This window comes from Phycicoccus avicenniae (assembly GCF_050496545.1).
GTDB lineage: Bacteria > Actinomycetota > Actinomycetes > Actinomycetales > Dermatophilaceae > Phycicoccus > Phycicoccus avicenniae_A.
Window position 1 is genome coordinate 1 of record NZ_JBNVZV010000011.1, and the last position, 18,652, is coordinate 18,652.

Below are 18,652 nucleotides of genomic sequence, written 5' to 3' on the forward strand. Positions count from 1 at the left end.
CCCCCCCCCCCCCCCCCCCCCCCCCCCCCCCCCCCCCCCCCCCCCGGAACAGCGGGGGCGCCGGCCCGGCGTCAGGTGCGGGGGGTGATGCGGAGCAGCTGGTCGTCGTCGCCGTTGCTGGTCGTCACGTACAGGGCGCCGTCGGGGCCGAGACGGGCCGCGCGCAGCCGGCCGAAGGGCCCGTTGGTCGCCTTCGGGATGGCGACGTCGGCGACCGACCCGTCCTCCTTCAACGTCAGCACGAGCATCTTGGCGCCCTTGAGCGCCGTGACCACGAGCGCGCCGTCGAAGGCCCCCCACTGCTCGCCCTCGAGGAACTCCGCCGCGCAGACCGCCTGCGTCGTGCGCCCCGACTGCCACACCGCGCCCACCGCCTTCGGGTAGCGCTTCGTGTCGGTCATCGGCACCGACTCGTCGTACCCGCCGACGCTGCCGCCCTGGGCGGGGTCCCAGCCGTAGTTCGCGCCCGCGCGGATGACGTTCACCTCGTCGTTGTTCGACGGCCCGTGCTCGGCCGTGAAGATCTTCCCGGTGCCCGGCTGGAGCGCGACCCCCTGGATGTTGCGGTGCCCGTAGCTGGTCAGGTACCGCTGGTTCTCGTTCTTCGCGTCGGCGAACGGGTTGTCCGGCATCGGTTTCCCGGTGTCGAGGTCGAGACGCAGGGTCTTGCCGCCGAGGCTCGTCAGGTCCTGGGGGATGCTCCCCACTGCGGTGTCTCCTGTGCCCACCACCAGGGCACCGGTGGCGTCCAGCTCGGGGCGGCACCCCGAGTGGCGACCGGTCGAGATCGGCAGCCCGTCGAGGAGCGTGCGCACCCGCTCGGCCGACCGACCGTTCGCGGCCAGCCGCCAGGTGACGAGCCGGATGTCGTCCGGCTCCCCGCCGCGGGCGTGGGTCTGGCAGGTCGTGAACTCGCGCGAGGAGGTGAAGTCGGGGTGCACGACCATCCCCATCAGGCCGCCCTCGCCGTTGACGTAGAGGTCGTCCAGGTCGGCGGACACCCGGGTGACCTTCGCCCCCTCGCGCAGCGACGACACGCGCGAGATGCGGCCCGAGCGCTCGGTCACCAGCGCCGTGCCGTCCGGCAGGAAGCCGATGTCCCAGCCGTTGTCGAGGCCGCCGGCGACCACCTCGACGTCGAGCGCCGGCACCGTCGTGCTGCGCGGGGCCGGGCTCGGTGAGGCCGGTGCGGGGCTGCTGGAGGAGGCGGTGGCGCTGGGCGCGGCGGGCACCTCGCCGTACCCGTCGTCGTCGCCGGACGAGCAGCCCGTGAGAGCGACCGCCCCCACGGCGAGGAGGGCGGCGGACCTGCGGACGGAGGGTCGACCCATGCCCCAGTCTCACATCCACGCGGCGTTGCCGGCGCCGGGAGGACCGGATGTTCGACGCCGCCGGCGCCGGTCAGCGCGGCAGGTCGGCGACGGCGCGCTCGTAGGCGGCGGCGAGCGCGCGCAGGTCGGCCCGGTGCTCGGCGATGCTGCAGCCGCGGCCGTTGCGCTTGAGGAGGATCCCCTCGTCGGCCCACGTCTGCCGGGCCTCGTCGAGCAGGTTCACCGGGAGGTCGCCGTAGCTGTTGGTCACCCGCCACCACGAGACGTTGCCGCCGAACGCCTTCATGATCGAGCCCACTTGGCGCGGCCCGATGCCGACCAGCGCCGCGACGTCGCCGTAGGACACGACGCGCCCGCGCGGCACCTGCTCCACGGCCCGCAGCACCCGCTCCACGACGACGTCGTCCACGGCCCGAGTCTGCCGGACCTGCCGGGGCGAAACGTCCGCGCGGGCCCCGCGCCCCCCTGACACACTGGCCCCATGCGTCGGATCGTCCAGAGCCAGAAGCTCCAGAACGTGCGGTACGACGTGCGGGGGCCCATCCTCGTCGAGGCCCAGCGGCTCGAGGCCGAGGGGCACAAGATCCTGAAGCTGAACATCGGCAACACCGCCCCGTTCGGCTTCGAGGCACCCGAGGCCATCGTCGCCGACATGGTGCACAACCTCCCCGAGAGCCAGGGCTACGCCGACTCGCGCGGCATCTACTCGGCCCGCACGGCCGTCGCGCAGTACTACCAGTCGCGAGGGTTGCGGGACACCGGCGTCGAGGACGTCTTCATCGGCAACGGTGTCTCCGAGCTCATCACGATGGTCCTCCAGGCCTTCGTCGACGACGGCAACGAGGTGCTCGTACCGGCGCCCGACTACCCGCTGTGGACCGGCGCGGTGTCCCTCTCCGGCGGCACCCCCGTGCACTACCGGTGCGACGAGTCGAACGGCTGGAACCCCGACCTCGAGGACATCGAGGCCAAGATCACCCCGAACACGCACGCCATCGTCGTCATCAACCCGAACAACCCCACCGGGGCGGTGTACTCGGAGGAGACGGTGCGCGCGCTCGTCGACATCGCGCGGCGCCACGACCTCGTCGTGATGGCCGACGAGATCTACGAGAAGATCCTCTTCGACGACGCCGTGCACCACCACGCCGCGACCTTCGCCGGCGACGACGTCCTCTGCCTCACCTTCAGCGGGCTGTCCAAGGCCTACCGCGTGTGCGGGTACCGCGCCGGCTGGGTGATGATCTCCGGGCCGAAGCACGTCGCCGAGGACTTCCTCGAGGGGCTGACGCTGCTGTCGAACATGCGGATGTGCGCCAACGTGCCTGCGCAGCACGCCATCCAGACCGCGCTCGGTGGGTACCAGTCGGTCAACGAGCTCATCGGTCCCGGCGGGCGGTTCCGCGAGCAGTCCAAGCTGGCGTGGCGGCTGCTCAACGAGATCCCGGGGGTGTCGTGCGTCGAGCCGCAGGGCGCGCTGTACTGCTTCCCGCGCCTCGACCCCGAGGTCTACCCCATCGAGTCGGACGAGGCGTTCGTCATCGACCTGCTGCGGGCCAAGAAGATCCTCGTGACCCACGGCACCGGCTTCAACTGGTTCGCGCCGGACCACTTCCGGCTCGTGACCCTGCCCGACGAGGAGGTGCTCACGGAGGCCATCGGCCGCATCGCAGAGCACCTCGCCACATTGCGGGCCTGACCGGATGGCCTCTGCCGCAGCGCTTCCCGATGCCCGGATGCTGGGTGTCGTGGCCGCCGGCGGCATCATCGGGTCGCTGGGGCGGTGGCTGGTCGGCCTGGCCCTGCCGCACCCGGCCGGCGGCTTCCCCTGGTCGACGTTCCTCGTCAACGTCACCGGCGCCCTCGCGATGGGGCTGCTCGTCGCCTACCTCGTCGACCGTCCGGGGGCGCACCGGCTGCTCCGCCCGTTCGTCGGCGTCGGCGTGCTCGGGGGATGGACGACGTTCTCGGCGCTGGCCGTCGACGCCGTGCAGCTGGCGGCCGGGAAGCACGTCCAGCTGGCTCTCCTCTACGTCGCGGCGACCTTCCTCGTCGGGACGCTGGCCGTCGCGGCGGGCATCGTCGGTGGTCGCAAGGTGTGGCCCGGGCCGTGACCGCCACCCACGCCCTGCTGGTCGCGCTCGGCGCCGCCGTCGGTGCCCCGTTGCGGCTCGTCGTCGCGCACTGGACCCGCGAGCGGCTCGGGGAGGCGCCACCCGTCGGCACGCTGGCCGTCAACGTCGTGGGGTCGCTCGTGCTCGGGGTGCTCGTGGGTGACGCCGTGGGCGGGGCGACGCTGGCCCTGGTCGGCACGGGGTTCTGCGGCGCCCTGACCACCTTCTCGACCCTGGCGCTCGAGCTGTGGGACGCCCTCGACGACGACCGCCCCGTCGCGGCCGCGACGACCCTCGGGCTCTCGCTCGTGCTCGGCATCGGGGCAGCCGCCCTCGGCTACGCCCTCACCACCTGACCCGTTCCGGGGTCGAGGGCGGAGGTGGTCGCCACAGCGACCACTTCCGCCCTCGACCCAGAGAGGAGCGGGGACGACCGAGAGCGCCGCCCGTCCCACGAGAGCGGGACGGGCGGCGCCGGTCAGAGCGGTCGGTCCTCAGTGGCCGTGCCCGTGGTGGTGGTCACGGGCGATGACCCCGGTCGCGCTGACGATGCCGGCGCCGTAGAAGGAGTTGAACTCCGTGGTGCCGTTGCAGGTGGCGGTGTACTCCGCGCTGCGGCCCACGTCCTCGTAGGACTGGACGCCACCCGCCGGGCAGGCGTGGTCGGTGGCGGTGCCCATGAGGATGCGGCGCACGGTGTCCGGGGCCAGCCCGAACTCGCCGTGCCGCTGCGAGCGCCCGTGCGCCGAGACGGCGAGCGCCGCGACGCCGGCCGCGTGCGGCGAGGCCATCGAGGTGCCCTGGAGGTACTGGTAGTACCCGCACACCTGCTTGCCCTTGACCTTCGCGCAGTCCTTCATCGTCCCGGCCGCCACGCCGTCCGGGGTGATGTTGCCGTCGGCGTCGACCTGGCCCTCGGCCTGCATCACGTTGAGCGGTGCGGTCGAGAGGATGAGGTTGCCGTTGGTGCGGTAGGTGTCGGTGCCGAGGCCGTCACGGAACCAGCCGCCCGGGGCCGCGACCTCGAGCTCGCCGGAGCGCAGGTCGGTCGCCCAGTTGGAGTAGTCCGCCTTGCGCGTCGACGGGCCGACGGAGGAGACGCCGATGACGTGCGGCCCCTCGACGGGCAGGTCGAAGCAGGTGGCGTTGTCGATGGTGCGCGGGTGCTCGGTGCCGCCGGGGTAGTCGGGGCTCGAGGTGTCGGTGCGCGGGTTCGAGATGTCGTCGTTGTCGTTGCCGAGCGCGCCGACCATCGTCACGCCCTTGCGGTGCGCGTAGTTGAGCGCCTTGGTCATCGACTTGATGATGAGGTCCTGCTCGGCGGCCTGCTCCGGGGTGTCCTCGGGGGCGCCGCCGATGCAGTTGTAGGCCCACGGGTCGACGTAGAACGACATGTTCACGACGTCGATGCCGGTGTCGCCGGCGTAGGTGAGCGCGTTGACGGTCGGGGTGAGGAAGAAGTAGCCGCTGTCCTGGCCGGCCCGGACGTTGACCAGGTCCACGTCGGGGGCGACACCGGAGACACCGATGCCGTTGAGCGCGGCGGCCATCGTGCCGGCGACGTGCGTGCCGTGGCCGTCGTCGTCGTGGTCGGCCGGGTCGACGCAGCCCGCGTACTCGCAGGGACCGTCGATGTCGGGCATGTCGGTGGTGAAGTTCCGCGACAGCCTCCGGTCGAAGTTCGCCGCGAGGTCGGGGTGGCTGCCGTCGACGCCCGTGTCGATGACCCCGACCTTGACGCGCTTGTCACCGAGCTCGGTGCGGTGGGCCTTGTCGGCTCCGATGAGCTTCATGCCCCAGAGGTAGGAGTCGAGGGGGTCGGCCTTGGCGCCCTTCGGACCCTTGCCGTGGTCGCGGTCAGAGCCCTTGCGGAGCTCGGAGGCGCGCTCGCGGGTGACGCGGTCCTTGGTCGGCGCGGCGTCGGGCGTGCGGCCGATCACGCCGTCGCGGGCCGCGGCGGCGACGCCGGGCATCGAGCGGGCCGAGGCCGCGAAACCGGCCCTGGTCGACTCGACCGAGACCAGGCCGATGTCCGTGTTCACCGACGTCACGGTGGCGCCGGCCTTCGTGAGCCGCTGGGCCAGGGCCTTGGCGTCCGTGCCGTCCGCGGCCAGGACCGCGTACCCGGTGCGCGCGGTCGTGCCCGTGGCCGCGGCCTCCTGGCCCGATGCCGTCGCGGTCGTCGCCGTGAGGGCGCTCGCGGCCAGGGCCACGGCACCGGTCAGGGCGACCATGCGAGATCGTCGCATTCGATGTCTCCTCCGTCGGGTGGGCGCGTCGTTGCGCCCGCCCCGAACCGTAGGCCCACCAGCGGGGCGGCGGGAAGATCGCGACGGCTGCGCCTCGAGCGATCCTGAGGGAGGTCTCAGCCGGCCGGGGAGGCCACCTCGACCTCCGTGCCGTAGGCCCAGCCGTCGGCGAGGGGGAGGCTGTCGCCGCTCCAGAACCGGCCCGGGTCGTACCAGTTCGTCGGCACGTCCGGCCGCAGGATGCCCATGTCCTCGAGGGTGGCGGCCACGACCTCGGCGCAGTACGCGTCTTCGGGTCGCAACCCCTTGCGGGACAGCGCCTTCTTGGACAGGTGGGCGTCCCGGCCGCGCAGCCAGCGCCAGCCGAGCCGAGCGGTCGAGGGGAAGGAGACGCCGTCGAGTCGGGCGATGGTGCGCAGGACGGCGTCCTCCTGCTCGCGGGCGGCTGAGGGCTCGAGCTGGCGGACCCACGCCCGCTGGCCGTAGCGCACCTGCCAGGTGGTGACCGCCTCGGCGAGGTCGTGCAGCTGGACCCCGCGGTGGTGGTCGCCGGTCCAGTGGTCGCGCATCGAGCGGCCGAGCTCGGCGTGCCACATCAGCGGCGGCAGGTCGTCGAGGACGACCGCCATCCCCACGTGGTTGACGGGGGCGTTGCTCGCGGCCTGGATGACCCGGTCGGCGACGGTGCCGCCGCGGAAGATCCACAGGTCGCCCGTGCGGGTGGCCGCGACGGCCTCGTCGAAGGGGACGACGGTGGGTCCGGTGCGCGCCATGGGGCCAGTGTGCCGGGTGCGGCTCGCTAGGGTGAGCGCGTGGACCCCAACCGCCGGTGGAAGCTGCTCGGACTGGCCGGCCTCGCCGGTGTCGTCGCGACGGGCGTGCTCGTGGCCCGCGACGAGCGGACCCGCCGCGCCTACACCCCCGACGAGGTCCGCGACCGGCTCCAGCAGCGCCTCGACGAGGCCCGCCGCTCCGACACCGACGGCGCCGACAGCAGCGCCTGACGCCTGGCCCCTCGCACCTCACCGTGAACGTGGGTGACATCCTTCGGCCGGCCGAAGGATGTCACCCACGTTCGCGCCGGGGGCGCTGATGGCGGGTCAGCGGGTGGCGTCGGCGCGCGCGTCGGCGAGGAGGGCGTCGAGCTTCTCGTAGCCCTCGGCCATCCCGCCCTCCATGCCCGAGTCGACCATCGCGTCCCGCCCCTCGACGGTGCGCCCGATGCTCCGCCCGTGCAGGCGCGTGCGCCCGCCGCCGAGGTCCTCGAAGTGGAGGAACTCGAGCGCGATCTCGTCGGGCATCCCCTCGAACTCGAAGGTCTGGACGATCAGCTCGTCGTCGCGGACGGTGTGGAAGGCGCCGCGGAAGGCGTACTCGCCGCCCTCCGGCGCGCGGTGGACGTACCGGTACCCGCCGCCGTCGGAGAAGTCCCAGTGCGGGACCTCCATCTCGTAGCCCTGCGGGCCCAGCCAGCGGCGGACCTTCTCCGGGTCGCGGTGCGCGTCGAAGACGGCGGCCACGGGGGCGTCGAACTCGCGGGTGAAGTCGATCCACGGCACGCCGGCCGGGACGTCGAGGGTGAGTGCGTTGCTCATCGTGCTGCTCCTCCGGTGTCGTCGCGCGGCTCGGCGAGCAGCGCGTCCAGGCGACGGAACGACTGCTCGTGGGCGAGCCGGTAGCCGTCGATCCACGCCGTGAGCCGCTCGAGGGCGTCCGGCGCGAGGTGGACGGGACGCCGTTGCGCCTCACGCCCCTTGGTGACCAGGCCCGCGTGCTCGAGGACCTGGATGTGCTTCGAGACGGCCTGGAGGGAGATCCCGAAGGGCTCGGCGAGCTCGTTGACCGTGGCCGGCCCGCGGCTGAGCCGGGCGATGATCGCCCGACGCACGGGGTCGGCGAGGGCTGCGAAGCCCCGGTCCACCAGCTCGTCGTCGTTCATGCCAATACTCAACCACACCGTTGATCAACCGTCAAGTTGATAAAGACTCGCCCGACACCCTTCGCCGGCGGACGTGTGTGGACTCGCCGCGGATTCACGGCGCGTTCACACACGTTCGCGGTGGGGGAGGTGCGGGGGCGTCAGGGGGTGGTGAGGACCGCGACGACGTGGAGGACGCCGAACGGGTCCTCGCTGTACACGTCCCCCGCGACGACCCCGGGCCGTTCCGCGAGGACCGCAGCGGCGACCTGGAGCGGGGCCCTGCCGTGGACGAGCAGCTCGGCGCAGAGCGCGGGGTCGAGCGCGAACAGGGCATCGGGATCGGCATCACGCAGGGCGCCCACGAGCGCCTCGTCGACCACGAGGGCCCGTTCGTCGAGGTGGCCCGGGGCCTTCTCGCCGCGGCGCGCACTGCCGTCGGCGACCACCACGAGCGTCGCGCCGGGGGATGCCGACGCGAGCTGCTGCCCGAGCGCCCGGCACTCCTCGAGCGAGGCATCCCAGGCGACGGTGACGACGTCGGCCACCCGCGCTCCGGTGAGCCCGGCCAGGTGGGTCCCGACCCGCTGGCCGAGGGGCGGGCGGGTCCCGCGCTGCTCACGGTCGGTGGCGACGACGAGGACGACACCGTCCGACCCATCGCCCTCCCCCGCCGACCGGATGGCCTCGACCGCCCTCTCCCGCAACGCCGCTGCGGCGTCGGTGCGCCCGGTGTACTCGGGCAGGAGCATCGGCGCACTGGGGACGAAGACCACCGAGCGGCTCACGCGAGCCCCCTCGTGGTGCGGGCCGGGGGCAGCTCGCCGGCGACGACGGACACCATGTCGAGGACCTGCCGTGTCTCGATGACCTCGTGCACGCGGTAGACCTGGGCCCCCTGCCAGGCGCACAGGGCGGTGGCCGCGAGGGTGCCGGTCAGCCGTTCCCCGACGGGGAGGTCGAGCGACTCACCCACGAAGTCCTTGTTGGACAACGAGACCAGCACCGGCCAGCCGAGCGACGTCAGCTCGTCGAGGCGCCGCGTCACCTCGAGCGAGTGCCAGGTGTTCTTGCCGAAGTCGTGCGCGGGGTCGATGACCACCCGCTCGCGCTCCACGCCCATCGCCACGGCCCGCTCGGCCTGGCGCAGGAGCGAGGCCCGGGCGTCGGCGACGACGTCGTCGTACTCGATGCGGTGCGGCCGGGTCCGCGGCGTGACGCCCCCCGTGTGCGTGCACACCAGAGCCGCACCGAACTCGGCTGCCACGGCGGGGAGCTCGGGGTCGGCACCACCCCAGGCGTCGTTGATGAGGTCCGCCCCGACCTCGCAGACGGCTCGCGCCACCTCGCTGCGCCAGGTGTCGACGCTGATGACGAGGTCGGGGTGCTCGGACCGGACCTGCTCGACGAACCCGACGACCCTGCGCTTCTCCTCCTCGGCGTCGATCTCGGCACCCGGCGCCGCCTTGATGCCCCCGATGTCGACGATATCGGCGCCCTGCTCGGCGACCATCCGCACCCGCTCGAGGGCGGCATCCTCGGCCCAGCTGACGCCCTTGTCGTAGAACGAGTCCGGCGTGCGGTTGACGATGGCCATCACGAGTCGGGCCGTGGCCGGGTACTCGTGCCGACCGAGCCGGAGCACCGCCCCGCGGGTCATGGCCGCACCGCCGTCGCCGGGTAGCCCTGCACCGACACGGCAGGAGGACGCTCGGAGAGGTCGACGTCGGTGGGTCGGGGCACGAACCCTTCCGGCGCGCGGTCGTACTGCGTGAGCGTCGCGCGGCGGGCCTGCTCCCCGGTCGGCCGTCCCAGCCGCGCCTCCACGGCAGCAAGCACCTGGACGGCCATCGGGCCGAGGGTGTCGTGCCGGTGGTGACGGTGCGTGCGCCGCCCGAGGTCGACCTGCGCCACGGCCTCGGCCCCGAACGCGGCCGCGGTGTCGACGAGAGCAGCGATCTCGACCCCGTAGCCGACCGGCAGGGAGAACCGCTCGAAGGCCGAGCGCCGCACCGCCCACTCCCCCGCGAGCGGCTGGACGAGGCCGGCCAGGTCCGGGTGGTGCAGCGCGAGCAACGGCCGGGCGACGAGCTCGGTCACGCGTCCGCCGGTCTCGGCCTCGCGGCCGTCGGCGTCGAGCAGCGGCCGGTCGTAGACGGCCTTGACCAGCGCGACACCGGGGTCGGTGAGCAGGGGTCCGAGCAGCCCACTGACGAAGTGCGTCCCCCACTCGATGAGGTCGGCGTCGAGGAAGACCAGCACGTCACCTGTGGTGACGTGCAACGACTTCCAGAGCGCCTCGCCCTTGCCCCGGGCCGCGCCCAGCTCCGGCAGCACCTCGGCCGCCGCGAACACCGTCGCGCCCGCGGCACGGGCCACCTCGGCGGTGCGGTCGGTGGAGTCGGAGTCGATGACGACCAGCTCGTCGACGAGCGGCACCTCGTCGACCCAGGCCCGGCGCACCCCTGCGACGACGTCGCCGACGGTCGCCTCCTCGTCGCGTGCCGGCACGACGACGGTGACGGTGGTCGAGCCCTTGGCCGCGAGGAGCTCCTCGGGCGCCGGCGCGGGGCCGGCGACGGTGCGGACCGGCATCAGGCCTCGTCGGCGACCGGTCGGCGGAACACGGCGAGCAGCCCACCGGCGGCGGCGAGCCCGCCGACCGCCGCGACCACACCCCAGACCGGGCCGGACAGCGGCAGCCCGAGGGCCTCGTCGAGCGACCAGGCCCCCGGCCCGGTCACGGCGAGCGCGACGGCGGCCATCGCGACGAGGAGCACGTACTCCCAGCCGCCCTTGAAGACGAAGTAGCCCTTGCCCCGGTGGTCGGTGAGGGCGGCGACGGCCATCAGCCCGACGAACGCGGCGGCGGCCGGGCCGGTGAGCAGGCCGAGGGTGACGAGCGAACCCGCCACGAGCTCGGTGCCGGCGGCGAGCCGGGCGTGCAGCCACCCCGGGCGCAGCCCGAGCGACTCGAACCACCCGGCGGTGCCCGAGAGCCCGCCCCCGCCCCACACCTTGTTGGCTCCGTGGAGCACGAGCATCGGGCCGAGGGCCAGCCGCAGCACGAGCATCCCGAGGTCGACGTCCATGGGGGCAACTGTAGGTCGCCGCCCCGCGCCTCCCGGACCGGCCGCCCCCGACCCTCGACACCGCTAGCGTGAGCCCATGGAGGAGGCCCGGACCCCGCGGCCCCGCGCGCCCGGCCGCGGCCTGGACCGGCTGCAGGCCGCACCGGTCATCGAGACCGTCGAGCGGCTGCACCGGCGGATCGACGCCCGCTTCGCCACCCGCGGACTCAGCGACGTCGCCGCCGAGCTCACCGTCCTCGCGCGCGACGTGGCCGAGGGGTCGGTGGCCATCCGTGGCCGGCTGCGCGTGACGCGGCTCGGCTCGCGCGTGCTCGTCGGGGTCGTCGCCGTGGCGGCGCTCGTCACCCTCTGGGTCGCCCTGCGCGACGCGGTGTCGGGCGGACCGGACCGCGGCTTCGAGTGGCTGCCCATCGTCGAGAGCGCCGTCAACGACCTGGTCTTCACCGCCATCGCGGTCTGGTTCCTCGTCGCGCTGCCCTCGCGGCTCGAGCGTGGGCGCCTCCTCGGCCTCCTGCACCGCCTGCGCTCGCTGGCGCACATCATCGACATGCACCAGCTGACCAAGGACCCGGAGCGGCTGCGCGACGGCTACGAGCCCACCGACGCGTCGGTCGACCCCGGGCTCGGACGCGCGGACATGGAGCACTACCTCGACTACTGCTCCGAGCTGCTCAGCCTCGTGGGCAAGACGGCGGCCCTGTGCGCCGAGGAGTCCCGCGACGACGTGGTCCTCGCGACGGTCGCGGGCGTCGAGCGGCTGACGACGGAGATGTCCAGCAAGATCTGGCAGAAGATCTCGCTGCTGCCCGACTGACGTCGGGCGCGGCGACGGGTCAGGCGGTGACCTCGACGCCCTTCCAGAACGCGTAGTGACCGGTGATCTCGCGGGCGGCGTCCTTCGGCTCGGGGTAGTACCAGGCGGCGTCGGCGTTCAGCTCGCCGTCGACCTCGATGCCCTGGTAGCTCGCCGTACCCTTCCACGGGCACACCGTGTGCGTGTCCGAGGGCCGCAGCAGGTCCCCCCGCACCGACTCGGCGGGGAAGTAGTGGTTGCCCTCGACGACGACCGTGTCGTCGCTCTCGGCGACGACGACGCCGTTCCAGATGGCCTTCATGTCGGCTCCTCACGTGGTGTCCGCACTGACTCCCCTGCCAACACCCGGGCCACCGGGCCTCTTCCCACCGCGCGCGGGGTTGTCCGCCGCCGCGTGCCGGGTGACGATGGCCCGGTGACCCAGGACACCGCCGCCCGCGCCTCCCACCTGCTCTCCCTCCACCGCGCCCCCGAGCTGCTCACCGTCGTCAACGTCTGGGACGTCGTGAGCGCCCGCGTCGTCGCCGACGTGCCGGGGACCGCCGCCCTCGCCACCGCGTCGCACTCGATCGCCGCGATGCTCGGCTACGAGGACGGCGAGAACATCCCGGTCGACGAGATGCTCGCCGCCGTCGACCGCATCGTGCGCGCCACCGACCTGCCCGTCACCGCCGACCTCGAGTCGGGGTACGGCGATGCCGGGGGCACCGTGCGCCGCGCCATCGACCTCGGGGTCGTCGGCGCCAACATCGAGGACGGGATGCGCCCGCTCGCGGACTCCGTGCGCGCCGTCGAGGCCGTGATGGAGGCCGCCCGCGACGCCGGCGTCCCCGACTTCTGCCTCAACGCCCGCACCGACGCGTTCGTCAAGGACGAGGGCCGTTCTCCCGAGGAGTGCCTCGACGTCGCGATCAAGCGGGGACGGGCCTACCTCGACGCCGGCGCGCCGATGGTGTTCGTGCCGCGCGCCGCCGAGCGGCCCCACGTCGAGGCCCTCGTCGAGGCCTTCGGGCCGCAGCGGCTCACCCTCATCGGCATCCCCGGCACCCTGCCGCTCGCCGAGCTGCAAGAGCTCGGGGTCGCGCGGGTCTCCTACGGGCCGTGGTCGCAGCGGGTGGCGCTCACCGCGCTGCAGCAGCTCGTCGAGGGCGTGCACGAGGGCCGCGGGCTCCCCGAGGGGACCCGCCCGCTCAACTGAGGCCCGGGTCGGTCCCGGTCAGTCCGCCACCACCGGCACGAGCGGGTGGATGGCGATGTCCCCCGCCAGCGCGCCGTCGGCGGCGGCCATGGCCGCGGCGATGTGCGGCGTGCCCATGTGCGCGTCGAGGGCGGCCTGGTCGGTCCAGCGCTCGACCGTGACGAACACGCCCGGCGCGGAGACCGACTCGTACAGGTCGTAGGCGAGGCACCCCTCCTCCGCGCGCGTGGCGGCGACGAGCGTCTCGAGCGCGGACCGGATGGCCTCGACGTGCTCGGGGGCGGCGGGGATGGTGGCGATGACGTGCAGCTCGCTCATCGGGGACCTCTCTGTCCGGGGCCCTCAGGGTAGGTCGCGCGGGGGCGCTGCGGACCTCTCCGGTCGGAGGATGCCCGGGTCAGGCCTGCTCGGCGAGCTCCTTGAAGGTCAGCAGCTGGCGGCGGGCCATCACGAGGTCACCGACCGCGACGAACGGCGCGAACGCCCTCCCCCGGCCCATGACGACCTTGAGCAGCAGCCGGGTCGAGCCGTCGGGCTGCGGCACGAGCCGGTAGGACATCAGCGCGCCGAGGATGCGGCCGGTGAGCTCGCGGCCCTCGTCGACGGCGACCACCTCACCCGTCGGGCGGCCGGCGGCGCGGGTGAACGGCTCGCCCACCTCCGGAGCAGGGAGGTCCAGCAGCGCTCGGGGAGAACGGCGCCCGAGGTTGTCGATCCAGTCGTAGGAGTAGGGCGCCACGCGGATCTGGCCGACCCAGGGCCACACGTGCTCCGCGGGTGCTGCCACGGTCACCCCGCGCCACGCGGCCAGGACGGGGCGGGGCACCAGGTCGTCGCAGCCGAACCGGAGGGCCACCTCCTCGTCGGTCACGCCCCAGCGGTCGCCGATCACCGCTCCATCGTCGCAGCCACGGGGTAACGGACGCACCGCGACCCGGGCTCCCCCCTCGAGAGCCCGGGCCGGTGGTGCGACCGGTGGGTCAGTTCACGGTGTAGCCGCGCGCCCGCCAGAAGCTGTTCGGGTTGGGGTTGTCCAGCGTCGGGTCGTTCACGCTCTTGGCCGCGAGGGTCTTGCGGCCGAGGCGCATCTCGACGTGGGTGTGCACCGCGGAGCCGGCACCGCGGGCCGCCTCGTCGGCGATGACCTGCCCCTTGGTGATGGCGTCGCCCGTGTCCACCGAGTCACGGGGGTTGGTGTGGAGGTAGATGATCGTCTTGTCGAACTGCGCGTTGTAGACGGCGATCGTCGACAGACCGGTGCCGCCCTCGACGACGTTCGTCACGGTGCCCCCGAGGAGTGCGCGCACGTCGGCACCGCTGCCCTTGGCGAAGTCGATGCCCTCGTGCCGTCCCGGCGTCGTGTGGTAGCCGTCGAACCCGGTGGTCAGGCGGCCACCGCCGCCCACGTAGAGGGCGGTGGACATGGCGACGGTGGTCGAGGTGCCGTCGTCGTTGAACCGGTGCGAGGCGTTCTGGTTCTTCAGCGTGGCGCTGAGGTTGACCTTCGCGCCCGCCGCGAACGTCTGGTGGGAGCCCGCGTAGCCGCTGTTGAAGTAGAGGGTCACCGGCTTGCCGGTGCGGTTCCAGGCGGCTGCGGCGTTGTTCTTGACGCACTGGTCCTTGCCGGCGCCGGCGCCCTTGAACTCGTAGCACCCCGGCTGCGACGCACCGTAGTCCGAGATCGACCCGGTGAAGTCCGAGACCGACCCCTGGTGGTCGCTGTTGTAGTAGAGGCAGAACTCCCCCGTCTGGCACACCCCGTCCCGGCCTGCGGCCTGCGCGGCGGGTGCGGCGGCGACGGCCGTCCCGACGATCGCGGCGGCGAGGCCGGCGTACGCGAGCTTGCTCCTCATGACGTCAACTCCTTCGGCACCCGGAGGGTCGGTGGCGCGACACAGCGCGCCGGCAGGGCCCCGGGTGCATCGTGATGTGTTCGCGCACAACGGTTTCCCCCACCGTTGTCGCGGCGGGTCCGGGGGTCCGGACCCGCACGACGATCGAACCACGGCCGTAGCGACGACGTCCACCGCCACGGATGGGGAGCACTCCCCGTACGGCAGGCTCAGCCGGTGCGGCGGGCCGCGAGCTTGGCCGCGCGCTCCTCGCGCTTCTCGACGAACCGGGTGGCCTCCGCGTCGAGGGCGGAGACCGCCGCCGCGAGCTCGTCGCGGGCCTTCTCGCCGTCGGCGTCCAGTCCTTCCAGCTCCCAGATCCCCCACTGCCGCAACAGCGGGGCGACGATGTCGTCGTGGTGGATGCGCAGGTCGTAGATGCCGGCCATCGCCATCTGCACCGCCTTGCGCCCGAAGCCGGGGATGATCGAGCCCGGCATCTGGAACGACACGACCTCGTCGGTGATGGCGCGCATCGTCTGGTTCGGGGTCAGCTCGAGGGCGGCCTGGATGATGTTGCGATAGAAGATCATGTGGAGGTTCTCGTCCTTGGCCACCCGGATGAGCAGCTTCTCCGCGACGGGCTCCTCGGTGAACCGACCCGTGTTGCGGTGCGACACACGGGTGGCCAGCTCCTGGAACGACACGTACGCGCAGACGTTGAGCAGCGGCTTGTCGCCGGAGTCGTAGCCGGTCTCCATCGTGTCCATGCGCGCCCGCTCGAGCTCGTCGGGGTCGACACCGCGCGTGACGAGGAGGTAGTCGCGGATGCAGAAGGCGTGCCGGCCCTCCTCCGCGGTCCACCGGTTGACCCAGGCGCCCCACGCGCTGTCCCGGCCGAAGGCGCGCTCGATCTCGCGGTGGTAGCTCGGCAGGTTGTCCTCGGTGAGCAGGTTGACCTCGAGGGCGGTGCGGGCGATGGGCGAGAGCTGGGACTGCTCGACCGACCAGGGCTCGCCGCCGAGCTCCTTGAAGTCGCGCCCGAGGGACCAGGGCACGTACTCGTGCGGCATCCACTCCTGGGCCGCGCCCAGGTGCCGGTTGAGGTTCTCCTCGACGGTGGGCTCGAGCGCGGCGAGCAGCCGGGCACTGTCGAGTGTGGCCATGGGTCCTCCTCGTCCGGCGAACGCGCGGGCCGCGCCCACCCCCTGCCTACACCCTCCCGACCCCCGGGGCCAGAGATGCGGACGTGTGGGAACGCCGGGGCAGTGGGTAGGGGGCCGGTGACCGTACCCACCGAAGGCAAGGAGCACGACAGATGTCGGCAGACGAGAACGTGGCCAAGGAGCTCGTGGAGACCCTCCGCGACGGCGAGAAGGGCTTCGCCTCCGCGGCGGAGAAGCTCCGCGACGGCGAGAACCCCGAGGTGGCGACGATGCTGCAGCGGTTGTCCGACCAGCGGGCCGGCTTCGCCCGCGAGATCGTCGAGCTGGGCCACGACTACGGCGACGACGTCGACGAGAGCGGCACCGCCACCGCTGCGCTGCACCGCGGCTGGCTCTCGCTCAAGGACGCCCTGACCGGTGACGACGCCTCGGGCGTCCTCGGCGCCGCCGCCACCGGTGAGGACCACGCCGTGTCCGAGTACGAGAAGGCCCTCGAGGCCGACCTCAGCGACGGCTTCCGCACCGTCGTGCAGCGCCAGCACGCGGCGGTGCTCGCCGCCCGCGACGAGGTCAAGGCGCTGCAGCAGGCCACCTGAGCGGAGGGGTGACGACGGCGGGCCGCATCGAAGCGGCCCGCCGTCGTCGTGTCCCGGCCGCGACGCCCCCGTCACCGGCCTCGGGCGCCGAGGACCGCCTCCCCCTCGCCGAGCGCGAGCGTGTGCTCGCCGCGGCGGGCCTTGGCCGTGAGGTACCGGGCGTTGTCGTCGGTCAGGTGCACACCGGTCGGGACCCGCCGGACGACCTCGACCCCGTGCGCGATCAGCTGGCGCGCCTTGTCCGGGTTGTTGCCGAGGAGGTCGAGCCGCCCCACCCCGACGGTGCGGAGCATCTGGGCGGCCACGGCGTAGTCGCGCTCGTCGGCACCGTGGCCGAGGGCGATGTTGGCGTCGTACGTGTCGAGCCCGAGGTCCTGGAGGACGTAGGCGTCGAGCTTCGTGTAGAGGCCGATGCCCCGCCCCTCCTGGCGCAGGTACAGCAGCCAGCCGCCGACGTCGGTGATGCGCAGCAGCGCCTCGGCGAGCTGCGGACCGCAGTCGCAGCGCCGGCTGCCGAGGGCGTCGCCGGTAAGGCACTCACTGTGGAGGCGCACCAGCGGTGTGCCGGAGGGGCTCCCAAGGCGCAGCGCGAGGTGCTCGCGACCGTCGACGAGGCCGTCGAAGGTGACGACGCGCGCCACCGTCGTCGACCCGTCGGCCAGCGCGACGGGCAGGTCGACCTCGGCCCGCACCAGGGCGGTGGGCAGCTCACGGGACACGTCCCACCTCCGGTTCCTCGCACCGCTCCGACAGCGCGTACCTCGACACCACGACGTCCCCCACGGCAGCGACCCCGACGAGTCGCGCGCGCCGGGCCGCGTCCCACGCGAACGCCCCGCCGCCGACGAACCGCGGACCGGTACCGGCGCCGACGAAGACCGGCGCCAGGGCCAGGTGCAGCTCGTCGGCGACCCCCTCGACGAGGCACTGCGTGAGGACCGAGCGACCGCCCTCGACGAGCAGCCGGGTGATGCCGCGCGCGTCGAGCGCGCGGGCGACCCCCTCCATCGAGACACGGTCCCCACCGTCGAGGACGGTGGCGCGCCCGCCGAGCCGGCGCCTCGCCCGCCCGACGACCGCGGAGGGGCACAGCACCAGCTTCTCGCCGCCGGTGGTGAAGAACGGTGCGTCGGGGTCGAGGTCGGCGCCCTCCGTGACGGTCACCTTGACAGGCGTCTCCGGCACCCCCCGCGCCACCCGGGCCGCGCGGCGTCCGGGGTCGCGGACGACGAGCCGCGGCCGGTCCATCCGCACCGTCCCCGCTCCGACGAGCACGGCGTCGCACCCGGCCCGGACCGCGTCGACCCGGTCGAGGTCCTCGGCGCCCGAGAGGACGAGCCGGTCCGGTCCCGGCGAGTCGAGGTGGCCGTCGAGGGACACGCAGGCGCTCAGGACGACGTAGGGCCGGTCGCTCACGTCGGCACCCCCGCCCGCACCGGAGCCGGCCGCTGGACGAGCACGGCCGCGCCCGGCAGCGCCGCGACGAGGGTGAGGACGCCGTGGACGGCCGCGACCGTGACCCCCGTGGCGGCACCGAGCCCGGCGGCCGCGAACAGCAGGGCCGCCGCCCCCTCGCGCGGGCCCCAGCCGGCGAGGTTGGCCGGCAGCGTGGAGGCGAGGAGGACGACCGCCAGCAGCGGGAGCGCCTGTGCCGTCCCGAGGTCCACCCCGACCGCGCGCAGCGCGGTGACCATCACGAGCAGGTGCCCGAGGACCGCCGCGACCGAGAGCGCGCCCACGGCCGGCAGCACGCCGGCGCGCCGAAGGGCACCGGCCTCCGCGGCCAGCACGCCGAGGCGAGGGGAGGCCGCCCGGCGTCGGACCACGAGGACGCCCGCCACTGCCAGCCCGACGAGGGCGCCCGCGACCAACCGTGACGTGGAGCCGCCGCGCAGGGGCGACGGCTCCACGAGCACCACGACGGCGGTGACGAGGACGAGCGCGGCGAAGCCGGCCGCCCTCTCCCACACCACGGCCCGGGCGGCGCGGCCACGGGCCTCGACCCGCGTCCCGTGGCGCCAGGCCCGCTGGACGTCCCCGAGGACGCCTCCCGGGAGGGTGACGTTGAGCAGCTGCGCGCGGAAGCACGCCGCCGTCGCCTCCCGCGCCTCGAGCGGCAGGCCGAGCGCCCGGGCCACGAGGACCCACCGTCGCGCGCAGGCGACGGTGACCGCGGACTCGACGACCAGCGCCACGACCACGGCGCCGGCGGTCGTGTGCGTCACCGCGTCCCGGAAGGGTGCGGCGCCGACCCGCGAGACGACGAGCGCCAGCACCCCGGCGGCCACGCCGAACCGGAGGGCACCCGTCACCGAGGGAGGCAGCGCCACCGTGACCCCTTT

General features: G+C 73.6%; 25 protein-coding genes. 7 read left to right on the top strand and 18 right to left on the bottom strand.

Features of this window, described 5'->3' with window-relative positions:
* Positions 1–71 precede the first annotated feature (71 nt).
* Both ACQZ2A_RS10785 and ACQZ2A_RS10790 read right to left on the bottom strand, forming a co-directional pair.
* The gene (locus ACQZ2A_RS10785; RefSeq protein ID WP_430210636.1) at positions 72–1,331 is read right to left on the bottom strand and encodes a PQQ-dependent sugar dehydrogenase; all 1,260 of its coding nucleotides are present in this window, start codon (positions 1,329–1,331) and stop codon (positions 72–74) included.
* Between the two features lie 70 nt (positions 1,332–1,401).
* Positions 1,402–1,740 (bottom strand): MGMT family protein, encoded by a 339-nt coding sequence (locus tag ACQZ2A_RS10790; protein ID WP_430210639.1) that lies wholly within the window; start codon positions 1,738–1,740, stop codon positions 1,402–1,404.
* Positions 1,741–1,812: 72 nt separating this feature from the next.
* Here ACQZ2A_RS10790 and ACQZ2A_RS10795 point away from each other — a divergent pair, with 72 nt between their 5' ends.
* From ACQZ2A_RS10795 to ACQZ2A_RS10805, 3 genes are read left to right on the top strand one after another with little or no spacing between them, the layout of a single operon-like run.
* A complete protein-coding gene (locus tag ACQZ2A_RS10795; protein ID WP_430210640.1) occupies positions 1,813–3,030 on the top strand; it encodes a pyridoxal phosphate-dependent aminotransferase in 1,218 nt (405 codons plus the stop codon).
* Positions 3,031–3,034: 4 nt separating this feature from the next.
* On the top strand, positions 3,035–3,445 hold the full coding sequence (locus ACQZ2A_RS10800; RefSeq protein ID WP_430210643.1) for a fluoride efflux transporter FluC: 411 nt from the start codon (positions 3,035–3,037) through the stop codon (positions 3,443–3,445).
* Entirely contained in the window at positions 3,442–3,801 is a 360-nt protein-coding gene (locus ACQZ2A_RS10805; RefSeq protein ID WP_430210645.1) for a fluoride efflux transporter FluC, read from the top strand. The genes ACQZ2A_RS10800 and ACQZ2A_RS10805 overlap by 4 nt, the downstream gene beginning before the upstream one ends.
* A 138-nt stretch (positions 3,802–3,939) precedes the next feature.
* Here the strand turns inward: ACQZ2A_RS10805 and ACQZ2A_RS10810 are convergent, their stop codons facing one another.
* Entirely contained in the window at positions 3,940–5,679 is a 1,740-nt protein-coding gene (locus ACQZ2A_RS10810; RefSeq protein ID WP_430210648.1) for a S8 family serine peptidase, read from the bottom strand.
* A gap of 131 nt (positions 5,680–5,810) precedes the next feature.
* Entirely contained in the window at positions 5,811–6,467 is a 657-nt protein-coding gene (locus ACQZ2A_RS10815) for a hypothetical protein (RefSeq protein ID WP_430210650.1), read from the bottom strand.
* A gap of 39 nt (positions 6,468–6,506) precedes the next feature.
* Between ACQZ2A_RS10815 and ACQZ2A_RS10820 the strand changes: the two genes are divergently transcribed.
* Positions 6,507–6,698 (top strand): hypothetical protein, encoded by a 192-nt coding sequence (locus tag ACQZ2A_RS10820; protein ID WP_430210653.1) that lies wholly within the window; start codon positions 6,507–6,509, stop codon positions 6,696–6,698.
* A 96-nt stretch (positions 6,699–6,794) separates the two neighbouring features.
* Here the strand turns inward: ACQZ2A_RS10820 and ACQZ2A_RS10825 are convergent, their stop codons facing one another.
* The 6 genes from ACQZ2A_RS10825 to ACQZ2A_RS10850 all read right to left on the bottom strand — a co-directional run bounded on the left by ACQZ2A_RS10825 (position 6,795) and on the right by ACQZ2A_RS10850 (position 10,704).
* Entirely contained in the window at positions 6,795–7,289 is a 495-nt protein-coding gene (locus ACQZ2A_RS10825; protein WP_430210656.1) for an SRPBCC family protein, read from the bottom strand.
* Positions 7,286–7,633 (bottom strand): ArsR/SmtB family transcription factor, encoded by a 348-nt coding sequence (locus ACQZ2A_RS10830; protein WP_430210657.1) that lies wholly within the window; start codon positions 7,631–7,633, stop codon positions 7,286–7,288. Before ACQZ2A_RS10830 ends, ACQZ2A_RS10825 begins: the two co-directional genes overlap by 4 nt.
* A gap of 140 nt (positions 7,634–7,773) precedes the next feature.
* Complete coding sequence (locus ACQZ2A_RS10835; protein ID WP_430210660.1) at positions 7,774–8,400, bottom strand: hypothetical protein; 627 nt, start codon at positions 8,398–8,400, stop codon at positions 7,774–7,776.
* Positions 8,397–9,272, bottom strand: coding sequence for a dihydropteroate synthase (gene folP, locus ACQZ2A_RS10840; RefSeq protein ID WP_430210663.1), 876 nt, complete (start codon positions 9,270–9,272; stop codon positions 8,397–8,399). The genes ACQZ2A_RS10835 and folP overlap by 4 nt, the downstream gene beginning before the upstream one ends.
* Positions 9,269–10,207: a glucosyl-3-phosphoglycerate synthase gene (locus ACQZ2A_RS10845; RefSeq protein WP_430210666.1), complete on the bottom strand. Its 939-nt coding sequence runs from the start codon at positions 10,205–10,207 to the stop codon at positions 9,269–9,271. The genes folP and ACQZ2A_RS10845 overlap by 4 nt, the downstream gene beginning before the upstream one ends.
* A complete protein-coding gene (locus tag ACQZ2A_RS10850) occupies positions 10,207–10,704 on the bottom strand; it encodes a DoxX family protein (protein WP_430210669.1) in 498 nt (165 codons plus the stop codon). Before ACQZ2A_RS10850 ends, ACQZ2A_RS10845 begins: the two co-directional genes overlap by 1 nt.
* Positions 10,705–10,780: 76 nt before the next feature.
* On the opposite strand from ACQZ2A_RS10850, the gene ACQZ2A_RS10855 reads away from it, so the two are divergent.
* Complete coding sequence (locus tag ACQZ2A_RS10855; RefSeq protein ID WP_430210672.1) at positions 10,781–11,518, top strand: hypothetical protein; 738 nt, start codon at positions 10,781–10,783, stop codon at positions 11,516–11,518.
* 19 nt (positions 11,519–11,537) lie between these two features.
* Here the strand turns inward: ACQZ2A_RS10855 and ACQZ2A_RS10860 are convergent, their stop codons facing one another.
* Positions 11,538–11,819: a DUF427 domain-containing protein gene (locus ACQZ2A_RS10860; protein WP_430210674.1), complete on the bottom strand. Its 282-nt coding sequence runs from the start codon at positions 11,817–11,819 to the stop codon at positions 11,538–11,540.
* 114 nt (positions 11,820–11,933) lie between these two features.
* Between ACQZ2A_RS10860 and ACQZ2A_RS10865 the strand changes: the two genes are divergently transcribed.
* Positions 11,934–12,716 carry an isocitrate lyase/PEP mutase family protein gene (locus ACQZ2A_RS10865; protein ID WP_430210676.1) on the top strand — a complete coding sequence of 261 codons (783 nt, stop codon included), beginning with the start codon at positions 11,934–11,936 and terminating at the stop codon, positions 12,714–12,716.
* 18 nt (positions 12,717–12,734) lie between these two features.
* On the opposite strand, the gene ACQZ2A_RS10870 is transcribed toward ACQZ2A_RS10865, so the two are convergent.
* The 4 genes from ACQZ2A_RS10870 to ACQZ2A_RS10885 all read right to left on the bottom strand — a co-directional run bounded on the left by ACQZ2A_RS10870 (position 12,735) and on the right by ACQZ2A_RS10885 (position 15,714).
* A complete protein-coding gene (locus ACQZ2A_RS10870; RefSeq protein ID WP_430210678.1) occupies positions 12,735–13,034 on the bottom strand; it encodes a putative quinol monooxygenase in 300 nt (99 codons plus the stop codon).
* A 79-nt stretch (positions 13,035–13,113) separates the two neighbouring features.
* Positions 13,114–13,608 (bottom strand): SRPBCC family protein, encoded by a 495-nt coding sequence (locus tag ACQZ2A_RS10875; RefSeq protein ID WP_430210680.1) that lies wholly within the window; start codon positions 13,606–13,608, stop codon positions 13,114–13,116.
* Positions 13,609–13,696: 88 nt separating this feature from the next.
* Positions 13,697–14,569 (bottom strand): peptidase inhibitor family I36 protein, encoded by an 873-nt coding sequence (locus ACQZ2A_RS10880; RefSeq protein ID WP_430210682.1) that lies wholly within the window; start codon positions 14,567–14,569, stop codon positions 13,697–13,699.
* 209 nt (positions 14,570–14,778) lie between these two features.
* Positions 14,779–15,714, bottom strand: coding sequence for an acyl-ACP desaturase (locus ACQZ2A_RS10885; RefSeq protein WP_430210685.1), 936 nt, complete (start codon positions 15,712–15,714; stop codon positions 14,779–14,781).
* A gap of 152 nt (positions 15,715–15,866) precedes the next feature.
* On the opposite strand from ACQZ2A_RS10885, the gene ACQZ2A_RS10890 reads away from it, so the two are divergent.
* A complete protein-coding gene (locus tag ACQZ2A_RS10890) occupies positions 15,867–16,310 on the top strand; it encodes a ferritin-like domain-containing protein (protein ID WP_430210686.1) in 444 nt (147 codons plus the stop codon).
* 71 nt (positions 16,311–16,381) lie between these two features.
* Here the strand turns inward: ACQZ2A_RS10890 and ACQZ2A_RS10895 are convergent, their stop codons facing one another.
* From ACQZ2A_RS10895 to ACQZ2A_RS10905, 3 genes are read right to left on the bottom strand one after another with little or no spacing between them, the layout of a single operon-like run.
* Positions 16,382–17,029 (bottom strand): GTP cyclohydrolase II, encoded by a 648-nt coding sequence (locus ACQZ2A_RS10895; RefSeq protein WP_430210689.1) that lies wholly within the window; start codon positions 17,027–17,029, stop codon positions 16,382–16,384.
* Entirely contained in the window at positions 17,019–17,726 is a 708-nt protein-coding gene (locus ACQZ2A_RS10900; RefSeq protein ID WP_430210690.1) for a RibD family protein, read from the bottom strand. The genes ACQZ2A_RS10895 and ACQZ2A_RS10900 overlap by 11 nt, the downstream gene beginning before the upstream one ends.
* Positions 17,723–18,640, bottom strand: a complete 918-nt coding sequence (locus ACQZ2A_RS10905) for a lysylphosphatidylglycerol synthase domain-containing protein (protein WP_430210693.1) — start codon at positions 18,638–18,640, stop codon at positions 17,723–17,725. Before ACQZ2A_RS10905 ends, ACQZ2A_RS10900 begins: the two co-directional genes overlap by 4 nt.
* Positions 18,641–18,652: the final 12 nt, after the last annotated feature.